The sequence below is a fragment of the Streptomyces sp. genome (assembly GCF_035645055.1).
GTDB lineage: Bacteria > Actinomycetota > Actinomycetes > Streptomycetales > Streptomycetaceae > Streptomyces.
In genome coordinates this window covers 54,513-70,046 of record NZ_DASQNH010000086.1, presented here as the reverse complement: position 1 = coordinate 70,046, position 15,534 = coordinate 54,513, and the positions used below count along the sequence as shown (strand labels likewise).

Here is a 15,534-nt window from a genome sequence, read left to right as displayed (position 1 = left end):
CGTCTCCGATCCTCGCACGTGGCACCGACAGCGACGGCCCCCGGGCGGACGGGCGGCGGAGGCGATGCTTGAGCGCGCCTTCCCGGTTCGCGCCCGCCGCCCCGGCACGGCGCCGCCTCGGCGTGGGGGCCGACTGTCAGTGGGGCGTGGCAGGATCGGGGACGTGGCAGAGACAGCATCGAAGAAGACCGACAACCCCTCCGGCGGGAGCCGTCCCCGGCTGATGCTCATGGACGGGCACTCCCTGGCCTACCGCGCGTTCTTCGCGCTGCCCGCGGAGAACTTCACGACCGCGACCGGCCAGCCGACCAACGCGATCTACGGCTTCGCGTCGATGCTGGCCAACACCCTGCGTGACGAGGAGCCCACGCACTTCGCGGTGGCCTTCGACGTCTCCCGCAAGACGTGGCGCTCGGCGGAGTTCACCGAGTACAAGGCTAACCGCTCCAAGACCCCCGACGAGTTCAAGGGCCAGGTCGAGCTGATCGGCGAACTGCTCGACGCGATGCACGTCTCCCGTTTCGCGGTCGACGGGTTCGAGGCGGACGACGTAATCGCCACCCTCGCCACCCAGGCCGAGGCCGAGGGCTTCGAGGTGCTGATCGTCACCGGCGACCGCGACTCCTTCCAGCTGGTGAGCGACCACACCACGGTGCTCTACCCGACGAAGGGCGTCTCGGAGCTGACCCGCTTCACCCCGGAGAAGGTCTTCGAGAAGTACGGGCTGACGCCCGCGCAGTATCCCGACTTCGCCGCCCTGCGCGGCGACCCGTCCGACAACCTCCCGGGCATCCCGGGCGTCGGCGAGAAGACCGCGGCGAAGTGGATCAACCAGTTCGGGTCCTTCGCGGAGCTGGTCGAGCGCGTCGAGGAGGTCAAGGGCAAGGCCGGGCAGAACCTGCGCGACCACCTGGAGGCCGTCAAGCTCAACCGCCGGCTGACCGAGCTGGAGCGGCAGGTGCCGCTCGACAGGACGGTCACCGACCTCGAGCGCGCCCCGTACGACCGCAAGGGCGTCGCGATGGTGCTGGACACCCTGGAGATCCGCAACCCGTCGCTGCGCGAGCGGCTGCTCGCCGTCGATCCCGGCGCCCAGGAGGCCGAGACCACCCCGGTCGTCGCGGACGGCGTGGAGCTGGACGGCACGATCCTCGGCACCGGCGAGCTGGCCGGCTGGCTCGCCGGGCACGGCACCGGCCCGCTCGGCGTCGCCACCGTCGACACCTGGGCGCTCGGCACCGGCTCGGTGGCCGAGATCGCCCTGGCCACCGCCGCCGGACCGGCCGCCTGGTTCGACCCCACCCAGCTCGACGAGGCCGACGAGACGGCGTTCGCCGCCTGGCTGGCCGACGCGGACCGGCCCAAGGTGCTGCACAACGCCAAGGGCGCCATGCGGGTGTTCGCCGAGCACGGCTGGACCGTCGCCGGGGTCACCATGGACACCGCGCTCGCCGCCTACCTGGTCAAGCCGGGCCGTCGCTCCTTCGACCTGGACGCGCTGTCCCTGGAGTACCTGCACCGCGAGCTGGCCCCCGCCGCCGCGGCCGACGGCCAGCTGGCCTTCGGTACGGACGACGGCGCCGAGGCCGAGGCGCTGATGATCCAGGCCCGTGCCGTCCTCGACCTCGGCGAGGCCTTCGAGGAGCGGCTGAAGGAGGTCGGCTCGGCCGACCTGCTCCGGGACATGGAGCTGCCCACCTCCGCGCTGCTGGCCCGGATGGAGCGGCACGGCATCGCGGCGGACCGGGCGCACCTGGAAGCCATGGAGCAGATGTTCGCCGGAGCGGTCCAGCAGGCCGTGAAGGAGGCCCACGCGGCGGTCGGGCACGAGTTCAACCTGGGCTCGCCCAAGCAGCTCCAGGAGGTCCTCTTCGGCGAGCTGGGCCTGCCGAAGACCAAGAAGACCAAGACCGGCTACACCACCGACGCCGACGCCCTGGCCTGGCTCGCCGGCCAGACCGACAACGAGCTGCCGGTGATCATGCTCCGCCACCGCGAGCAGGCCAAGCTCCGGGTCACGGTCGAGGGTCTGATCAAGACGATCGCGACGGACGGCCGGATCCACACGACGTTCAACCAGACCGTCGCCGCCACCGGCCGCCTGTCCTCCACGGACCCGAACCTGCAGAACATCCCGGTCCGCACCGACGAGGGCCGGGCGATCCGGCGCGGCTTCGTGGTCGGCGAGGGCTTCGAGTCCCTGATGACCGCGGACTACAGCCAGATCGAGCTGCGCGTGATGGCCCACCTGTCCGAGGACGAGGGCCTGCTCCAGGCCTTCACCTCCGGAGAGGACCTGCACACCACGGTCGCCTCGCAGGTGTTCTCGGTCGAGCGGGACGCCGTGGACGCGGAGATGCGCCGCAAGATCAAGGCGATGTCCTACGGCCTGGCGTACGGCCTGTCCGCGTTCGGCCTCTCCCAGCAGCTGAACATCGAGGCGGCGGAGGCCCGTGCCCTGATGGACACGTACTTCGAACGCTTCGGCGGGGTGCGTGACTATCTGCGCCGGGTGGTCGACGAGGCCCGGGCGACCGGCTACACCGAAACCCTGTTCGGCCGCCGCCGGTACCTCCCCGACCTCAACAGCGACAACCGTCAGCGCCGCGAGATGGCCGAGCGCATGGCGCTGAACGCGCCGATCCAGGGCACCGCGGCGGACATCGTCAAGATCGCCATGCTGAACGTCGACCGCGCCCTCCGGGAGGCCGGCCTGACCTCCCGCATGCTGCTCCAGGTCCACGACGAGATCGTGCTGGAGATCGCCCCGGGCGAGCGGGAGGCCGTGGAGCGGATCGTCCGCCGCGAAATGGCGGGCGCGGTCCAGCTCAGGGCCCCCCTGGACGTCTCGGTGGGCGTCGGCCCGGACTGGGAGTCGGCGGCTCACTAGCCCCACCGGAAAGCCCACCCCGGTGCCGGGCCGGGCCCCGACCGCCCCGGCACCGAGGCGCGCGCATGCGCGCGCCTCGCAGGGGCGAGGGGACCGGCCCGGCCGGGCGCCCCCAACCCGCGGCCCCAGGACGACCCCGACCGGCAGACGCTCAGGAAACCAGCCCCACGCACTTCGGGAGGGCCGCTTCACTCGCGTGGCCCCCGCGAAAACGCACACCCCGCCCCGCTCCCGTCAAGATGCCGCCATGGGTATACGCATGCTCAACCACCGCCTGGCGGCCTCCCCGCTCCGGTCGGTCCCGGCCCTCTCGGCCGGCGCAAGCACCGCCCGTGTCCTCGCCGGCCCCGCGACGGCCCTGCGGCACACCGCCGTGGACCTCCGGCACCGGATCGGCCGCCGTACGCCATCCTTCGTACGCCTGTACGACACCTTCGAGGCCTGGCGACCGTGGGTCGATCTGGCCCGCGGCTATCTGGCGCTCTGCCTCGCCGTGATGCCACGGCCCCGGCCGGCGTACACCGTCACCGTGTTCACCGCGACGGTGCGCGACCTCAGCGCACCGCCGAACGGCTCCGGGGCCGCTCCCCGTCACGCCCGCCGCCCCCGTCGTCCCGGTCGCCCGCGTCGTCCGCGCCGCCGCCGGACACCGAAGCCGGGCGCCACACCCTGACGCCCGCGGTGTACAGCAGCACGCCCGGCACCAGACCGGCCCCCGCGCCGAAACACACCGTGGGGATCAGCTCGTAGGGCTTGGCGGCGGCCCCCCAGTACTCCCACCACCGCACCGCCCGCGATACCGCCGCGACCACGGCACAGCCGCCGATCAGGGCCACGGCCCACCAGCGGTCCCGTGACGACAGCACCGGCACCCCCGACGGCTCGGCCGCGGGGGCGCGCCGGAGCGCCCGGGCGGCGAACACGGCGATCACGGCCGCGGCGACCGCGGAACCGCCGTACTGGAGATACCAGTACAGCGGCGAGCCCGCGATCTCCCGGCCGAGCACCGGGAACAGCCGCATGCCCCACCGGTCCAGGTGGGTGAACGCGTCCCACACCACATGCGTCAGCGCCCCGAGCGCCGCGGAGGCGTACCAGCGCAGGGCCAGGCCGGCCGTCACGCGCGCGCGTGGCGCCCCGCACCGCAGCAACGAGGCCGCGCGGTGCTGCCGGGCGCGGGGCAGCAGCGCCACCAGCGGCTCCCGGATCAGCAGCCAGAGCCCGGCCAGTGCCCACGCCACCGCCACATCGACCGTGAGCACGCCCGGGAAGGAATGGGTGACCTCGCCGAACTCCATCGCCTCGGGCAGGACACTCGCCGCGTAGTACGTCATGTCGGGCGCGAACGACCCCGCGACGAGCACGGCCGGTGCCAGGCCCGCCCGCCCGGTTCCGTCGGCGCGCACGGCGGGCAGCACCGCCGCGGCGTGGCTGAGTGTGAACGGCAACGGAGCCCCCTGGGACGGACAATGACGCCCAGTATGCGTTCCGATCGTGTGACCTGGGGAACCGTCCGGGTGGCCGACGCGTGCCAAGTAGGGAAAATCGGGCCCCAACCGGTGCCCGGGCACAAGAAGTTGTCGTAGGGTCGCGAGGGCCGACGCGCGGGGAGCGCGCCGAACCGATCAACAAAACCACAAAAGCAGAACAACGCCAACAGACCGGGCAGACGCGGACGCTGAGACGTCCGTTGGGAGGGGTTCACTTCATGGCGGCGCAATTCGGCAGGAGGCTGCGCAAGGGGGCGGCGAACACCGCCGTGGCCGCGGTCGCGGTCGCGGCCCTGGCCGCGTCCCAGGCTCCGGATGTGACGACCGACGGCGCCGGCGGACAGACCTCTTCCGGGACCCCCTCGCCCGACGCGCCCGCCGGCGACAGCGCGACCGGCAACTCGCCGTACTACACGGACCTGCCGCCGCTGAACAGCCCCACCCCGTCGCCCTCCAGCGGCTCCACCGGCACCCCGGTCGTCACCGGCGACGCCTCGGCGGGCATACCGGCGACCGTGCTCGACGCCTACAAGAAGGCCGAGGCCACGCTGCGCGAGAAGAAGCCCGGCTGCAATCTGCCGTGGGAACTCCTCGCCGCCATCGGCAAGGTGGAGTCGGGTCAGGCGCGCGGCGGCCAGGTGTCCGCCGACGGCACCACGACCAGCCCGATCCTCGGCCCGCAGCTCAACGGCGTCGGCTTCGCCAACATCAGCGACACGGACGGCGGCGCCTACGACGGGGACGCCTCCTACGACCGTGCCGTGGGCCCCATGCAGTTCATCCCGTCCACCTGGGCGTGGGCGGGCCGGGACGGCAACGGCGACGGCGTGAAGAACCCCAACAACATCTACGACGCCGCCCTGGCGGCCGGGCACTACCTGTGCCGCTTCGGCTGGGACCTGTCCACCGCGAGCGATCTGCGCAGCGCGATCCTCAGCTACAACAACTCGACGGACTACCTGAACACGGTCCTGTCGTGGCTGGAGTACTACCGCAAGGGCACCCACGAGGTCCCGGACGGCACCGGCCAGCTGCCCTCCGGCCGCAGCGACACCCCCGCCGGGGCGAGCCCGACGCCGACGCCGCCCGCGACGTCCAGGCCGCCGGTGAAGCCGAATCCCACGCCGCCGGCCTCCGGCGGCTCCCAGAAGCCGACCAGCCCGCCGGCCACCCCGCCGGACACGACCCCGCCGCCCACCACGCCCCCCACCACTCCGCCGCCCACCACGCCGCCCACCGCGCCGCAGACCCCGACGGACACGGTGCACCACCTGGAGGACGCGGGCACCGCGAAACTCACCGCCATGGCGGGCGACGTGTTCACCGAGCGGATCAGCACCCGTGCGGAGACCAAGTCCGGCGAGGGCGTGGGCAGGGTCCGGGTCCGCTTCACCATCGTCGGCGCCACGGACACCACCTTCACCGGCGGGGAGACCGTGGCCACGGTCGTCACCGGCAGTGCAGGTGTGGCCGTCGCGCCCGCGCTCCAAGCGGGGGAGAAGACCGGCTCGTTCACCGTGCGCGCCACCGTCGTCGGCCGTTCCCTCCCCGGCGTCGGCTACTCCGCGACGGTCACCGCGCGGGCCGCCGACACCCTCGTCCGCACCACCAGCACCGAGCTGACCTGTGTCGCGGGCGGCGAGTTCGCCGAGCGGGTGCAGGTGAGGGCGACGTACCAGGGCGATGTCGCGGACGGCGTCGCGGCCACCGCGACGCTCGTCACGTCGGCGGACGACCCGGCGGTCAACGACAAGGGCCCCTACTTCAAGGACGCCGACGGCAAGGCCGTACGCACCCTCACGGGCCTGACGACCGGCGCCGGCGGCCTGCTGACCCTGCCGGAGCTGTACGCGGACGACACCACCGGCACGTTCCTGCTGCGCCTGACCACCACCGGCGGCGCCACGCTCACCGTGGAGCTGACGGTGACGGCGCCGGCGGCCTCGCCGAGCCCGTCGGTGAGCGAGTCGGCCCCGGCCGGAACGTAACCGCACCACGCCTCGCCCGAGGGCGCCCCTCCGCCACGGCGGACGGGCGCCCTCGCGCGCTCTGGCTGGAGGCCCGGTCAGCGTCTGAGCCGCGCGTTGGTGTGCCGGGTCGGCTCCGCGGCGGCCGGGTCCTCCGGCCACGGATGCTTCGGATACCGGCCGCGCAGCTCCGCGCGGACACCCCGGTAGCCGTCCTTCCAGAAGGAGGCGAGATCGGCGGTGACGGCGGCCGGGCGGCCGGCGGGGGAGAGGAGGTGCACCAGCAGCGGCACACCGGCGACCCGCGGCGACTCCCGGAGCCCGAACATCTCCTGCAGCTTCACCGCCAGCACCGGCCGCTCGGGATCCGTGTAGTCGACCCGTACGGCCGACCCGCTCGGCACGGTGATCCGCTCCGGGGCCAGCTCGTCCAGCCGCGAGGCTTCCCCGGACGCCCACGGCAGGAGCCGGGTCAGACACTGCCCGGCGTCGATCCGCGCCAGATCCGCCCGCCGCCGGGCCCGGCCCAGCTCCGGCTCCAGCCACTCCGCCACGCGCGCGTGCAGCGCTTCGTCGGACACGTCCGGCCACGGCTCGCCCAGCCGCAGCCGCAGAAACGCCAGCCGCCGCCGCAGCGCCTCCGCCTCCCGGGACCAGCGCAGCAGACCGAATCCCTCCCGCCGCAGCCCGTCGAGCAGGGCCTCCCGCACGAGGCCGGGCGCGGGCTCCCGAAGCGGCCGTACGGCCAGCTCGACCGCCCCGAGCCGCTCCACGCGGCGCGCGACGACGTCCCCGTCCGCCCAGCGGATCTCGTCCGCCTCGGCCAGCAGCGCCCCCGCCGCACGCCGCGCGATGTCCTCGTCGACGACCGCCGCGAGCCGCACCCGCGCGTGCCCCCGGCCGACGGGCCGGTCGGCCACCGCGACGGCGATCCACGGCGCCCCGCGCAGGGCTGTGCCCTCGCCGGCCTCGGCCCGCGTCCCGGACACCATCAGATACGACCCGCCGTCCACCCGGGCGACCCGCTCCGGGTAGGCGAACGCGGCGACGAGCCCGACGAGCCGGTCCTCTCCCGCGTTCGGTCGATCACCGGGGGACGGGGCTGTGCTCGTCCGCTCGTTCGTGGTGCCTCGCACGGCCGTCCGATCGTCCGCCGCTCCCCGCGCGACCTGCCGGTCGACACCGCCCGGCAGGTCCGAGCCGGTCTCGTCCACCAGGGCGCGCAAGCGCCGTACCTCCGTCCGCCACCGTCCGGCGTAGGCGTCGCCGCCGCGCCGGGCGGCGCGCAGCGCCCCCGCCAGGTCGTCGCCGTACTCGCGCGGAGGCTCCTCGCTCAGCAGGGCCACCACCTCGGCGGCACGGCCCGCGCCCACGAGCGGGGCGGCGTCCAGCAGGGCGCGCCCCAGCCGCGGGTGCAGACCGAGCCGGGACAGCCGGACGCCCCGCTCCGTGGCCCGGCCGGCGGAGTCCACCGCGCCGATCGCCGACAGCACGCGCCGCGCCGCCGCCATCGCGCCGCCCGGCGGCGGATCCAGCAGTGCCAGCCCGCTCGCCTCCGGATCGCCCCAGCAGGCGGCCTGGAGGGCGAACGCCGTCAGGTCGGCCACCTGGATCTCCGGCGCCGGGAAACGCGGCAGCCGCGCCTCCTCGGCCTCCGCCCAGCAGCGGTACACCGCGCCCGGGGCCTCCCGCCCGGCACGGCCCGCCCGCTGCCGCCCCGCCGCCTGCGAGGCCCGTACCGTCGTCAGCGCGCTCAGCCCGCGCGCGTGGTCCACGCGCGGCTCCCGGGCCAGCCCCGAGTCGACGACCACCCGCACCCCCGGGACGGTCAGCGAGGACTCCGCCACCGACGTCGCCAGGACCACCCGGCGGCGCGCCCCCGGCACCAGCACCGCGTCCTGCACCGCCGCCGGCGCCCGCCCGTGGACCTGGAGCACCTCGACGTCCCCGAGATCCCCCAGCTGCCCGGCGACCCGGGCGATCTCCCCGACACCGGGCAGGAAGCACAGCACGTCCCCCGGCCGCTCGGCCAGCGCCCGGCGCACCACCGACGCCACATGCGCCAGCAGCGCCGGATCCACCCGCAACCCGTGCGGCGGCCGCACCGGACGGGACGGCGGGGCCCAGACGATCTCCACCGGATGGGAGACGCCCCGGGCCTCGACCACCGGCGCCCCGCCCAGCAGCCGCGCCCACCCCTCGGCGTCCGTCGTCGCGGAGGCGGCGACCAGCCGCAGCTCCGGCCGCAGCGCCTCGCGCACGTCCCACAGGAACGCCGCCGTCGTGTCCGCGTCCAGATGCCGCTCGTGGCACTCGTCGAGCACCACCACGTCGATCCCGGTCAGCTCCTGGTCGCGCTGGAGCCGCTGGAGCAGCACACCGGTCGTGACGACCTCCACGCGCGTGTGCCGCCCGGCCACCCGCTCCCCGCGCACGGTGTAGCCGACGCTGCCGCCGGCCTTCTCGCCGAGCAGCCAGGCCATCCGCCGGGCCGCCGCCCGCGCGGCGATCCGCCGCGGCTCGGCGACCACCACCCGCCGCTCGGGCCCGTCGCCCAGCAGCCCCGCCAGCGCGAGCGGCACCAGCGTCGTCTTGCCGGTGCCCGGCGGCGCCACCAGCACGGCGGCGCCGGGCCCCTCCAGGGCGTCGCGCAGCGCGGGCAGGGCACCGCGTACGGGCAGGGCGTCCAGAGCGTCGTAACGGATCACGCCCCCAGTGTCGTACGACGGGGAGAACGGTCCCACGCGCGCGTGCTCCTCACCTGTGCCGCCGCTGCGGCAGGTGCGGCTTCGGGGGCACGGCTCAGTCCCGCTCGCAGACGAAGATCGCCGTCCCCGGGATGAGGTTCCCGCGCAGCGGCGACCAGCCGCCCCACTCGGAGGTGTTCCACACGGGCCACTCCGGCTCGACCAGGTCCACCAGCCGGAAGCCCGAGGCCACGATGTCCCGGACGCGGTCGCCGAGCGTCCGGTGGTGCTCGACGTAGACCGCGCGGCCCTCCTCGTCCTGCTCGACGTACGGCGTGCGGTCGAAGTAGGAGCCGGAGACGGACAGCCCCTCCGGGCCCGGCTCGTCCGGGAAGGCCCAGCGGATCGGATGGGTCACCGAGAAGACGAAACGGCCGCCCGGCCGCAGCACCCGGCGCACCTCGCGCAGCACCAGCCGCGGGTCCGCCACGAACGGCAGCGCCCCGTACGCCGAGCAGGCCAGGTCGAAGGAACCGTCCGCGAACGGCAGCGCGCTCGCGTCGGCGCACACCAGCGGGAAGGAGCCGCCGATGCGCAGGGCGTGCTGGAGCTGGCGGTGGGAGACGTCGAGGGCGACCGGGCGGGCCCCCTGGCCGGCCAGCCAGCGCGCGCACTGCGCGGCGCCCGCGCCGATCTCCAGGACGTCCTTGCCGTTCAGCCCCGCCGACGGCCCGAGCAGCTCGGCCTCCACCTCGTCCAGGCCCTCGGGGCCCCACACGAACCGGTCGTCACCGAGGAACGTGCCGTGCTCGATCTGGTACTCGTCCGCGTTGCGGTCCCACCAGCCCCGGTTGGCCCGGGCGCTCTCGGCGGTCCCGGCGTCACGCCGGGTGGCCTCCGGCTCGGCCGTGGTCTCGGCGGATTCGGGCTCTTGGATGATCGGCTCCCTCGTCGTACTCTTCCGTCCAGCCCGTCCCGGCGGTGTCGTCAAAGGGGCGCCTCGGGCCCGCGTGGCCTCAGGGCGTGTCCGGTTTGCGGCTGCCGCCGCACGGGATTCTGCCGGGAATGCGGCGATCCGCCCCGGGTGTGCGCCTTCGCGCATTGACCCTGCCCGGCTGCCCCCGTATGCTACAAGTTGCGCTGCGGGCCTGCGCACCTCAGACCTAGCAGGCTGCGCTCGCATCTGTTGTATGTCCCCTCGGTTGTCGAGGCGCCAACATCGGTTTTCGCTGGTGAGGCGCTTCCTTGGCTGTCCGGCTTCTGCAGAGCGAAACGGGCTCCCGGCGTAGCAGTACCTACGACTTCAATGTCCGTACCGGAGCCCTTTCCCACATGACGAGCAGCACCGAGACCACCGCCACCACCCCGCAGGTAGCGGTCAACGACATCGGTAACGAGGAAGCCTTCCTCGCCGCGATCGACGAGACGATCAAGTACTTCAACGACGGCGACATCGTCGACGGCGTCATCGTGAAGGTCGACCGGGACGAGGTCCTGCTCGACATCGGTTACAAGACCGAAGGCGTTATCCCGAGCCGCGAGCTCTCGATCAAGCACGACGTCGACCCGAACGAGGTCGTCGCCGTCGGTGACGAGATCGAAGCCCTTGTTCTCCAGAAGGAGGACAAGGAAGGCCGCCTGATCCTCTCGAAGAAGCGCGCCCAGTACGAGCGTGCCTGGGGCACCATCGAGAAGATCAAGGAAGAGGACGGGATCGTCACCGGTACCGTCATCGAGGTCGTCAAGGGTGGTCTCATCCTCGACATCGGCCTCCGTGGCTTCCTCCCGGCCTCCCTGGTCGAGATGCGCCGCGTTCGCGACCTCCAGCCCTACGTGGGCAAGGAGCTCGAGGCCAAGATCATCGAGCTGGACAAGAACCGCAACAACGTGGTCCTGTCCCGCCGTGCCTGGCTGGAGCAGACCCAGTCCGAGGTCCGCCAGACGTTCCTCACCACCCTCCAGAAGGGTCAGGTCCGTTCCGGCGTCGTCTCCTCGATCGTCAACTTCGGTGCCTTCGTGGACCTGGGTGGCGTCGACGGTCTGGTCCACGTCTCCGAGCTGTCCTGGAAGCACATCGACCACCCGTCCGAGGTTGTCGAGGTCGGCCAGGAAGTCACCGTCGAGGTCCTCGACGTGGACATGGACCGCGAGCGCGTCTCCCTGTCGCTGAAGGCGACCCAGGAAGACCCGTGGCAGCAGTTCGCCCGCACCCACCAGATCGGCCAGGTCGTGCCCGGCAAGGTCACGAAGCTGGTTCCGTTCGGTGCGTTCGTCCGCGTGGACGAGGGCATCGAGGGTCTGGTCCACATCTCCGAGCTGGCCGAGCGCCACGTGGAGATCCCGGAGCAGGTCGTCCAGGTCAACGACGAGATCTTCGTCAAGGTCATCGACATCGACCTCGAGCGCCGTCGCATCAGCCTCTCGCTGAAGCAGGCCAACGAGTCCTTCGGTGCCGACCCGTCCGCGGTCGAGTTCGACCCGACCCTGTACGGCATGGCCGTGTCCTACGACGACCAGGGCAACTACATCTACCCCGAGGGCTTCGACCCCGAGACCAACGACTGGCTCGAGGGCTACGAGAAGCAGCGCGAGGAGTGGGAGCGCCAGTACGCCGAGGCGCAGTCCCGCTTCGAGCAGCACCAGCAGCAGGTCATCAAGTCCCGCGAGGCGGACGCCCAGGCCGCTGCCGAGGGTGGCGAGGCCGCCGCTCCGGCCGCTTCCGGTGGCGGTTCGTACTCGTCCGAGGGCGGCGACAACTCCGGCGCCCTGGCGTCGGACGAGGCGCTGGCCGCGCTGCGCGAGAAGCTGGCCGGCGGCCAGAGCTGAGCGCAGCCCGCTGAGGGTTAGCCGATAACGGTCCGAGGGCCCGCACCCCACCAGGGGTGCGGGCCCTCGGCCTGTCCGGCTCCCCGGCCGCTCCGGGCGCGCGCTCCTCCCTCACGCGCGGGCTCCTCCCCCCCTCGCGGCCCTGTCACACCGTGCGACAAGACGTCACGGAACAAGGCGAGTTCGGGAATGCCCCCCACCTGTGCCGCGTTGTCCTGTACGAACACGAGGAGGAGCGGTGACAGTGCTTGATCCGCAGGGTTTGTACACGTGGGAGCCGAAGGGCCTGGCCGTCGTCGACATGGCGCTCGCCCAGGAGTCGGCCGGTCTTGTCATGCTCTACCACTTCGACGGATACATCGACGCGGGCGAGACCGGCGACCAGATCGTCGACCGGCTCCTCGACTCGCTGCCCCACCAGGTCGTGGCCCGCTTCGACCACGACCGGCTCGTGGACTACCGCGCCCGCCGTCCGCTGCTGACCTTCCGGCGCGACCGGTGGACCGGGTACGAGGAGCCCACGCTCGCCGTCCGTATCGTCCAGGACGCCACTGGCGCGCCCTTCCTGCTGCTTTCGGGCCCGGAGCCGGACGTGGAGTGGGAGCGCTTCGCGGCGGCCGTCGAGCAGATCGTGGAGCGCCTGGGCGTACGCCTCGCGGTGAACTTCCACGGCATCCCCATGGGCGTCCCGCACACCCGCCCCGTGGGCCTCACCCCGCACGGCAACCGGACCGAGCTGGTCCCCGGACACCGCAGCCCCTTCGAGGAGGCGCAGGTGCCCGGCAGCGCCGAGTCGCTGGTCGAGTACCGCCTGATGGAGGCGGGGCACGACGTCCTGGGCGTCGCCGCGCACGTCCCGCACTACATCGCCCGCTCGCCGTACCCCGACGCCGCCCTGACCGTCCTGGAGGCCATCACCGCGGCCACCGGACTGGTCCTGCCGGGCATCGCCCACGCGCTGCGCACGGACGCGTACCGCACGCAGACGGAGATCGAGCGGCAGATCCGGGAGGGGGACGAGGAACTGACGGCGCTCGTCCAGGGACTGGAGCACCAGTACGACGCGGTGGCCGGCGCGGAGACGCGCGGCAACATGCTCGCCGAGCCCGTGGAGATTCCGTCGGCGGACGAGATCGGGCAGGAGTTCGAGCGGTTCCTGGCGGAGCGGGAGGGGGACGGCTGACGCGGGGAAGCGGCGCGGCGTGCGTTCCGGCTGGTCCGCGCCGCGGGCGATCCAGGGCTGAGTGGGCTCGCGCCGTGCGCCGGGCGGCCCCCGCCGGGGCGTCCCGTCACCGGCAGGGCCTAAGCTTCCGCTCATGCTGACTGTGGGCCTGACCGGCGGGATCGGCGCCGGCAAGAGCGAGGTGTCGCGGCTGCTCGTGGAGTGCGGAGCGGTGCTGATCGACGCCGATCGCATCGCGCGCGAGGTCGTGGCGCCGGGGACCCCCGGGCTCGCCGCGGTCGTCGAGGCCTTCGGCGAGGAGGTGCTGGCCCCGGACGGCAGCCTGGACCGGCCCGGGCTCGGCTCGATCGTCTTCGCCGACCCCGGGAAGCTGGCCGTCCTGAACTCGATCGTGCACCCCCTGGTCGGAGCCCGCTCCCGCGAGCTGGAGGCCGCCGCGGCGGAGGACGCCGTCGTGGTCCACGACGTGCCGCTGCTCACGGAGAACGGCCTGGCGCCGCTGTACGACGTGGTGATCGTCGTCGACGCCGCCCCGGAGACCCAGCTCGACCGGCTGGTCCGGCTGCGCGGCATGACCGAGGAGGACGCCCGTGCCCGTATGGCGGCGCAGGCGACCCGGGAGAAGCGCCGGGAGATCGCGGACATCGTGATCGACAACGACGTACCGCTGGCGGAGCTGGAACGGCGGGTGAAGGACGTGTGGGCCGAATTGGTCCGCCGCGCCCGCGCGCCGAAGGACCCGGCCCGGGAATAGCCGCACCGCGCCGCCGCGTTGAAAGGGTGCAGCCAGGGAAGGAATGTGCCGTGCCCGAGACCAGCGGTTCGACCGGACGTACTCCGGAGACGCACGTCATCGATTTCCGCGCCGCCGAGCAGTTGCTCGCCGCGCGGGACCCGCGGGGTGCGGTGAAGCTGCTCGACGGAGTCATCGCCGCGCATCCCGAGAACACCGCCGCCCGCCTGCTGCGCGCCCGCGCCTTCTTCGCGGCCGCGCAACTGCGCCCGGCGGAGCTGGAGTTCACCATCGTGCTGGAGCGTGAACCGGACAACGCGTTCGCGCACTTCGCGCTCGCCCGCACCTATGAGCGCCAGGGCCGCCCCGACCAGGCCAAACGCCACTTCCGGCTGGCGGCCGCGCTGGACCCGAACCCGCAGTATCTGAAGGCGGCGCGCTTCGACTGAGGGGCGCTCGTCCTCGCTGAGGGGTGCTTGCGTCCGCCGAGGGCTAGTGATCGCCTCCGTTGAGGGGGTGCTCGCCTCCGCCGCGGGGGCTCGGTTTCGCTGCGGGGCTCGGCTCCGCTGCGGGGGCTCGGCTCCGCTAGTGCGCAGGGCCCTCCGGAGGCCGGTACGGCGGGACATCTGGGCCGGGCTGGTAGTGCGGGCCCTGGCGGATGTGCCGGAGGATCACCGCCATGTCGATCGTGACCACCAGCCACAGGACTCCGCAGGCGATGGCCCAGCCGATCCGCCCCGCCAGCGCGAAGGCCGCCGTGCCGAAGATCGCCCAGACCATCCCCCACACGCTCAGCCAGAACCGCGCCCGCAGCGCACTGCGCGCGGTCCTCGGCTCACTGCCGGTACGCATCGGGATCACGGCCTCCTCCCTGAAACGTACCCCCGTGTGCCGTTCCGTTCCAGTGCGGCGCCAGTGGCCCCCGATCAGGGATCTGCTGGGCTCGGTGTCACTCGAACGGGTGGTGTGGAGGTGGAGGGGAACGGGCGTGCGGGGGCGGGCCGTTGGCCGGGTATGGAGCTGAGAATACGAGCGGGGCATCAGGGGACGGGGCCCGGGGCGATCACCCCGGACGGCTGCGCGGTAGAGCTCTACTCACGGCTCCCGGCCGGGCCCGAGCCGGACCTCGTCGCCTCCGCGGTGCCGGCGGGCGCGCGGGTGCTGGAGCTGGGCAGCGGCGTGGGACGGATGACGCACCCACTGGTGGAGCGGGGGTACCGGGTGACGGCGGTGGACGAGTCCCCCGAGATGCTGGAGCGCGTCCGCGGGGCGCGCACGGTCCTCAGCCCCATCGAGGACCTGGACCTGGGCGAGATGTTCGACGCGGTGCTGCTGGCCTCGTTCCTCGTGCACACCGGGGACACGGAGGTGCGGCGCGGACTGCTGCGGACCTGCCTGCGGCACGTGGCGGAGGACGGTTGTGTACTGATCCAGCGGGAGGGCGAGGACTACCACACGAACGTGCCGCGCGAGCGGGTCGACCCCAGAGGTTTCACCGTACGGATCGTGTCGTCGGACCCGGTCGGCGACGGCGTGCGCTCGGTGCGCGCGGAGTACGAGTTCCCGGACGCGACCTGGACCCAGATGTTCCGCGCCCGGCCTCTGACGAAGGAGCAGTTCGAGGAAGCACTGGGGGAGGCGGGGCTCAGGGTGGACCGGTATCTGACGGACGATCGGGTATGGGTGAGAGCGGTGCCGGTGGGGCGGTAGACAGGCCCGTGCGGCGATGAGTTTCCCGGTGGGCGCGGGTCTGTCTCC

At 73.2% G+C, this 15,534-nt stretch carries 11 protein-coding genes; 7 read left to right on the top strand and 4 right to left on the bottom strand.

Going from position 1 to position 15,534, the window contains the following annotated elements:
- Window positions 1–163: 163 nt before the first annotated feature.
- The gene (gene polA / locus VE614_RS28105; protein ID WP_324943125.1) at window positions 164–2,890 is read left to right on the top strand and encodes a DNA polymerase I; all 2,727 of its coding nucleotides are present in this window, start codon (window positions 164–166) and stop codon (window positions 2,888–2,890) included.
- A gap of 554 nt (window positions 2,891–3,444) precedes the next feature.
- On the opposite strand, the gene VE614_RS28100 is transcribed toward polA, so the two are convergent.
- A complete protein-coding gene (locus tag VE614_RS28100; protein ID WP_324943121.1) occupies window positions 3,445–4,338 on the bottom strand; it encodes a DUF4184 family protein in 894 nt (297 codons plus the stop codon).
- 260 nt (window positions 4,339–4,598) lie between these two features.
- Between VE614_RS28100 and VE614_RS28095 the strand changes: the two genes are divergently transcribed.
- Entirely contained in the window at window positions 4,599–6,368 is a 1,770-nt protein-coding gene (locus VE614_RS28095; protein WP_324943118.1) for a lytic transglycosylase domain-containing protein, read from the top strand.
- A gap of 77 nt (window positions 6,369–6,445) precedes the next feature.
- Here VE614_RS28095 and hrpB read toward each other — a convergent pair whose 3' ends face one another.
- Together hrpB and VE614_RS28085 are read right to left on the bottom strand one after the other, a co-directional pair.
- Window positions 6,446–9,055, bottom strand: a complete 2,610-nt coding sequence (gene hrpB, locus VE614_RS28090; protein WP_324943115.1) for an ATP-dependent helicase HrpB — start codon at window positions 9,053–9,055, stop codon at window positions 6,446–6,448.
- A 94-nt stretch (window positions 9,056–9,149) separates the two neighbouring features.
- On the bottom strand, window positions 9,150–10,136 hold the full coding sequence (locus VE614_RS28085) for a class I SAM-dependent methyltransferase (protein WP_414719657.1): 987 nt from the start codon (window positions 10,134–10,136) through the stop codon (window positions 9,150–9,152).
- Between the two features lie 230 nt (window positions 10,137–10,366).
- Between VE614_RS28085 and rpsA the strand changes: the two genes are divergently transcribed.
- The 4 genes from rpsA to VE614_RS28065 all read left to right on the top strand — a co-directional run bounded on the left by rpsA (window position 10,367) and on the right by VE614_RS28065 (window position 14,225).
- Entirely contained in the window at window positions 10,367–11,860 is a 1,494-nt protein-coding gene (gene rpsA, locus VE614_RS28080; RefSeq protein WP_324943107.1) for a 30S ribosomal protein S1, read from the top strand.
- Window positions 11,861–12,104: 244 nt separating this feature from the next.
- Window positions 12,105–13,043: a PAC2 family protein gene (locus VE614_RS28075; protein WP_324943243.1), complete on the top strand. Its 939-nt coding sequence runs from the start codon at window positions 12,105–12,107 to the stop codon at window positions 13,041–13,043.
- Between the two features lie 133 nt (window positions 13,044–13,176).
- Window positions 13,177–13,797 (top strand): dephospho-CoA kinase, encoded by a 621-nt coding sequence (coaE, locus tag VE614_RS28070; protein ID WP_324943104.1) that lies wholly within the window; start codon window positions 13,177–13,179, stop codon window positions 13,795–13,797.
- 50 nt (window positions 13,798–13,847) lie between these two features.
- Window positions 13,848–14,225, top strand: coding sequence for a tetratricopeptide repeat protein (locus tag VE614_RS28065; protein WP_324943100.1), 378 nt, complete (start codon window positions 13,848–13,850; stop codon window positions 14,223–14,225).
- 136 nt (window positions 14,226–14,361) lie between these two features.
- On the opposite strand, the gene VE614_RS28060 is transcribed toward VE614_RS28065, so the two are convergent.
- Complete coding sequence (locus tag VE614_RS28060; protein ID WP_324943240.1) at window positions 14,362–14,628, bottom strand: DUF6343 family protein; 267 nt, start codon at window positions 14,626–14,628, stop codon at window positions 14,362–14,364.
- A 162-nt stretch (window positions 14,629–14,790) separates the two neighbouring features.
- Here VE614_RS28060 and VE614_RS28055 point away from each other — a divergent pair, with 162 nt between their 5' ends.
- Complete coding sequence (locus tag VE614_RS28055; protein WP_324943097.1) at window positions 14,791–15,486, top strand: class I SAM-dependent methyltransferase; 696 nt, start codon at window positions 14,791–14,793, stop codon at window positions 15,484–15,486.
- The last annotated feature ends 48 nt before the right edge of the window (window positions 15,487–15,534 follow it).

Coding starts and splice junctions, on each gene's coding strand:
- coaE (WP_324943104.1), top strand. CDS start 13,177: ATGCTGACTGTGGGCCTGACCGGCGGGATCGGCGCCGGCAAGAGCGAG.
- VE614_RS28055 (WP_324943097.1), top strand. CDS start 14,791: ATGGAGCTGAGAATACGAGCGGGGCATCAGGGGACGGGGCCCGGGGCG.
- VE614_RS28060 (WP_324943240.1), bottom strand. CDS start 14,628: ATGCGTACCGGCAGTGAGCCGAGGACCGCGCGCAGTGCGCTGCGGGCG.
- VE614_RS28095 (WP_324943118.1), top strand. CDS start 4,599: ATGGCGGCGCAATTCGGCAGGAGGCTGCGCAAGGGGGCGGCGAACACC.
- rpsA (WP_324943107.1), top strand. CDS start 10,367: ATGACGAGCAGCACCGAGACCACCGCCACCACCCCGCAGGTAGCGGTC.
- VE614_RS28085 (WP_414719657.1), bottom strand. CDS start 10,136: ATGCGCGAAGGCGCACACCCGGGGCGGATCGCCGCATTCCCGGCAGAA.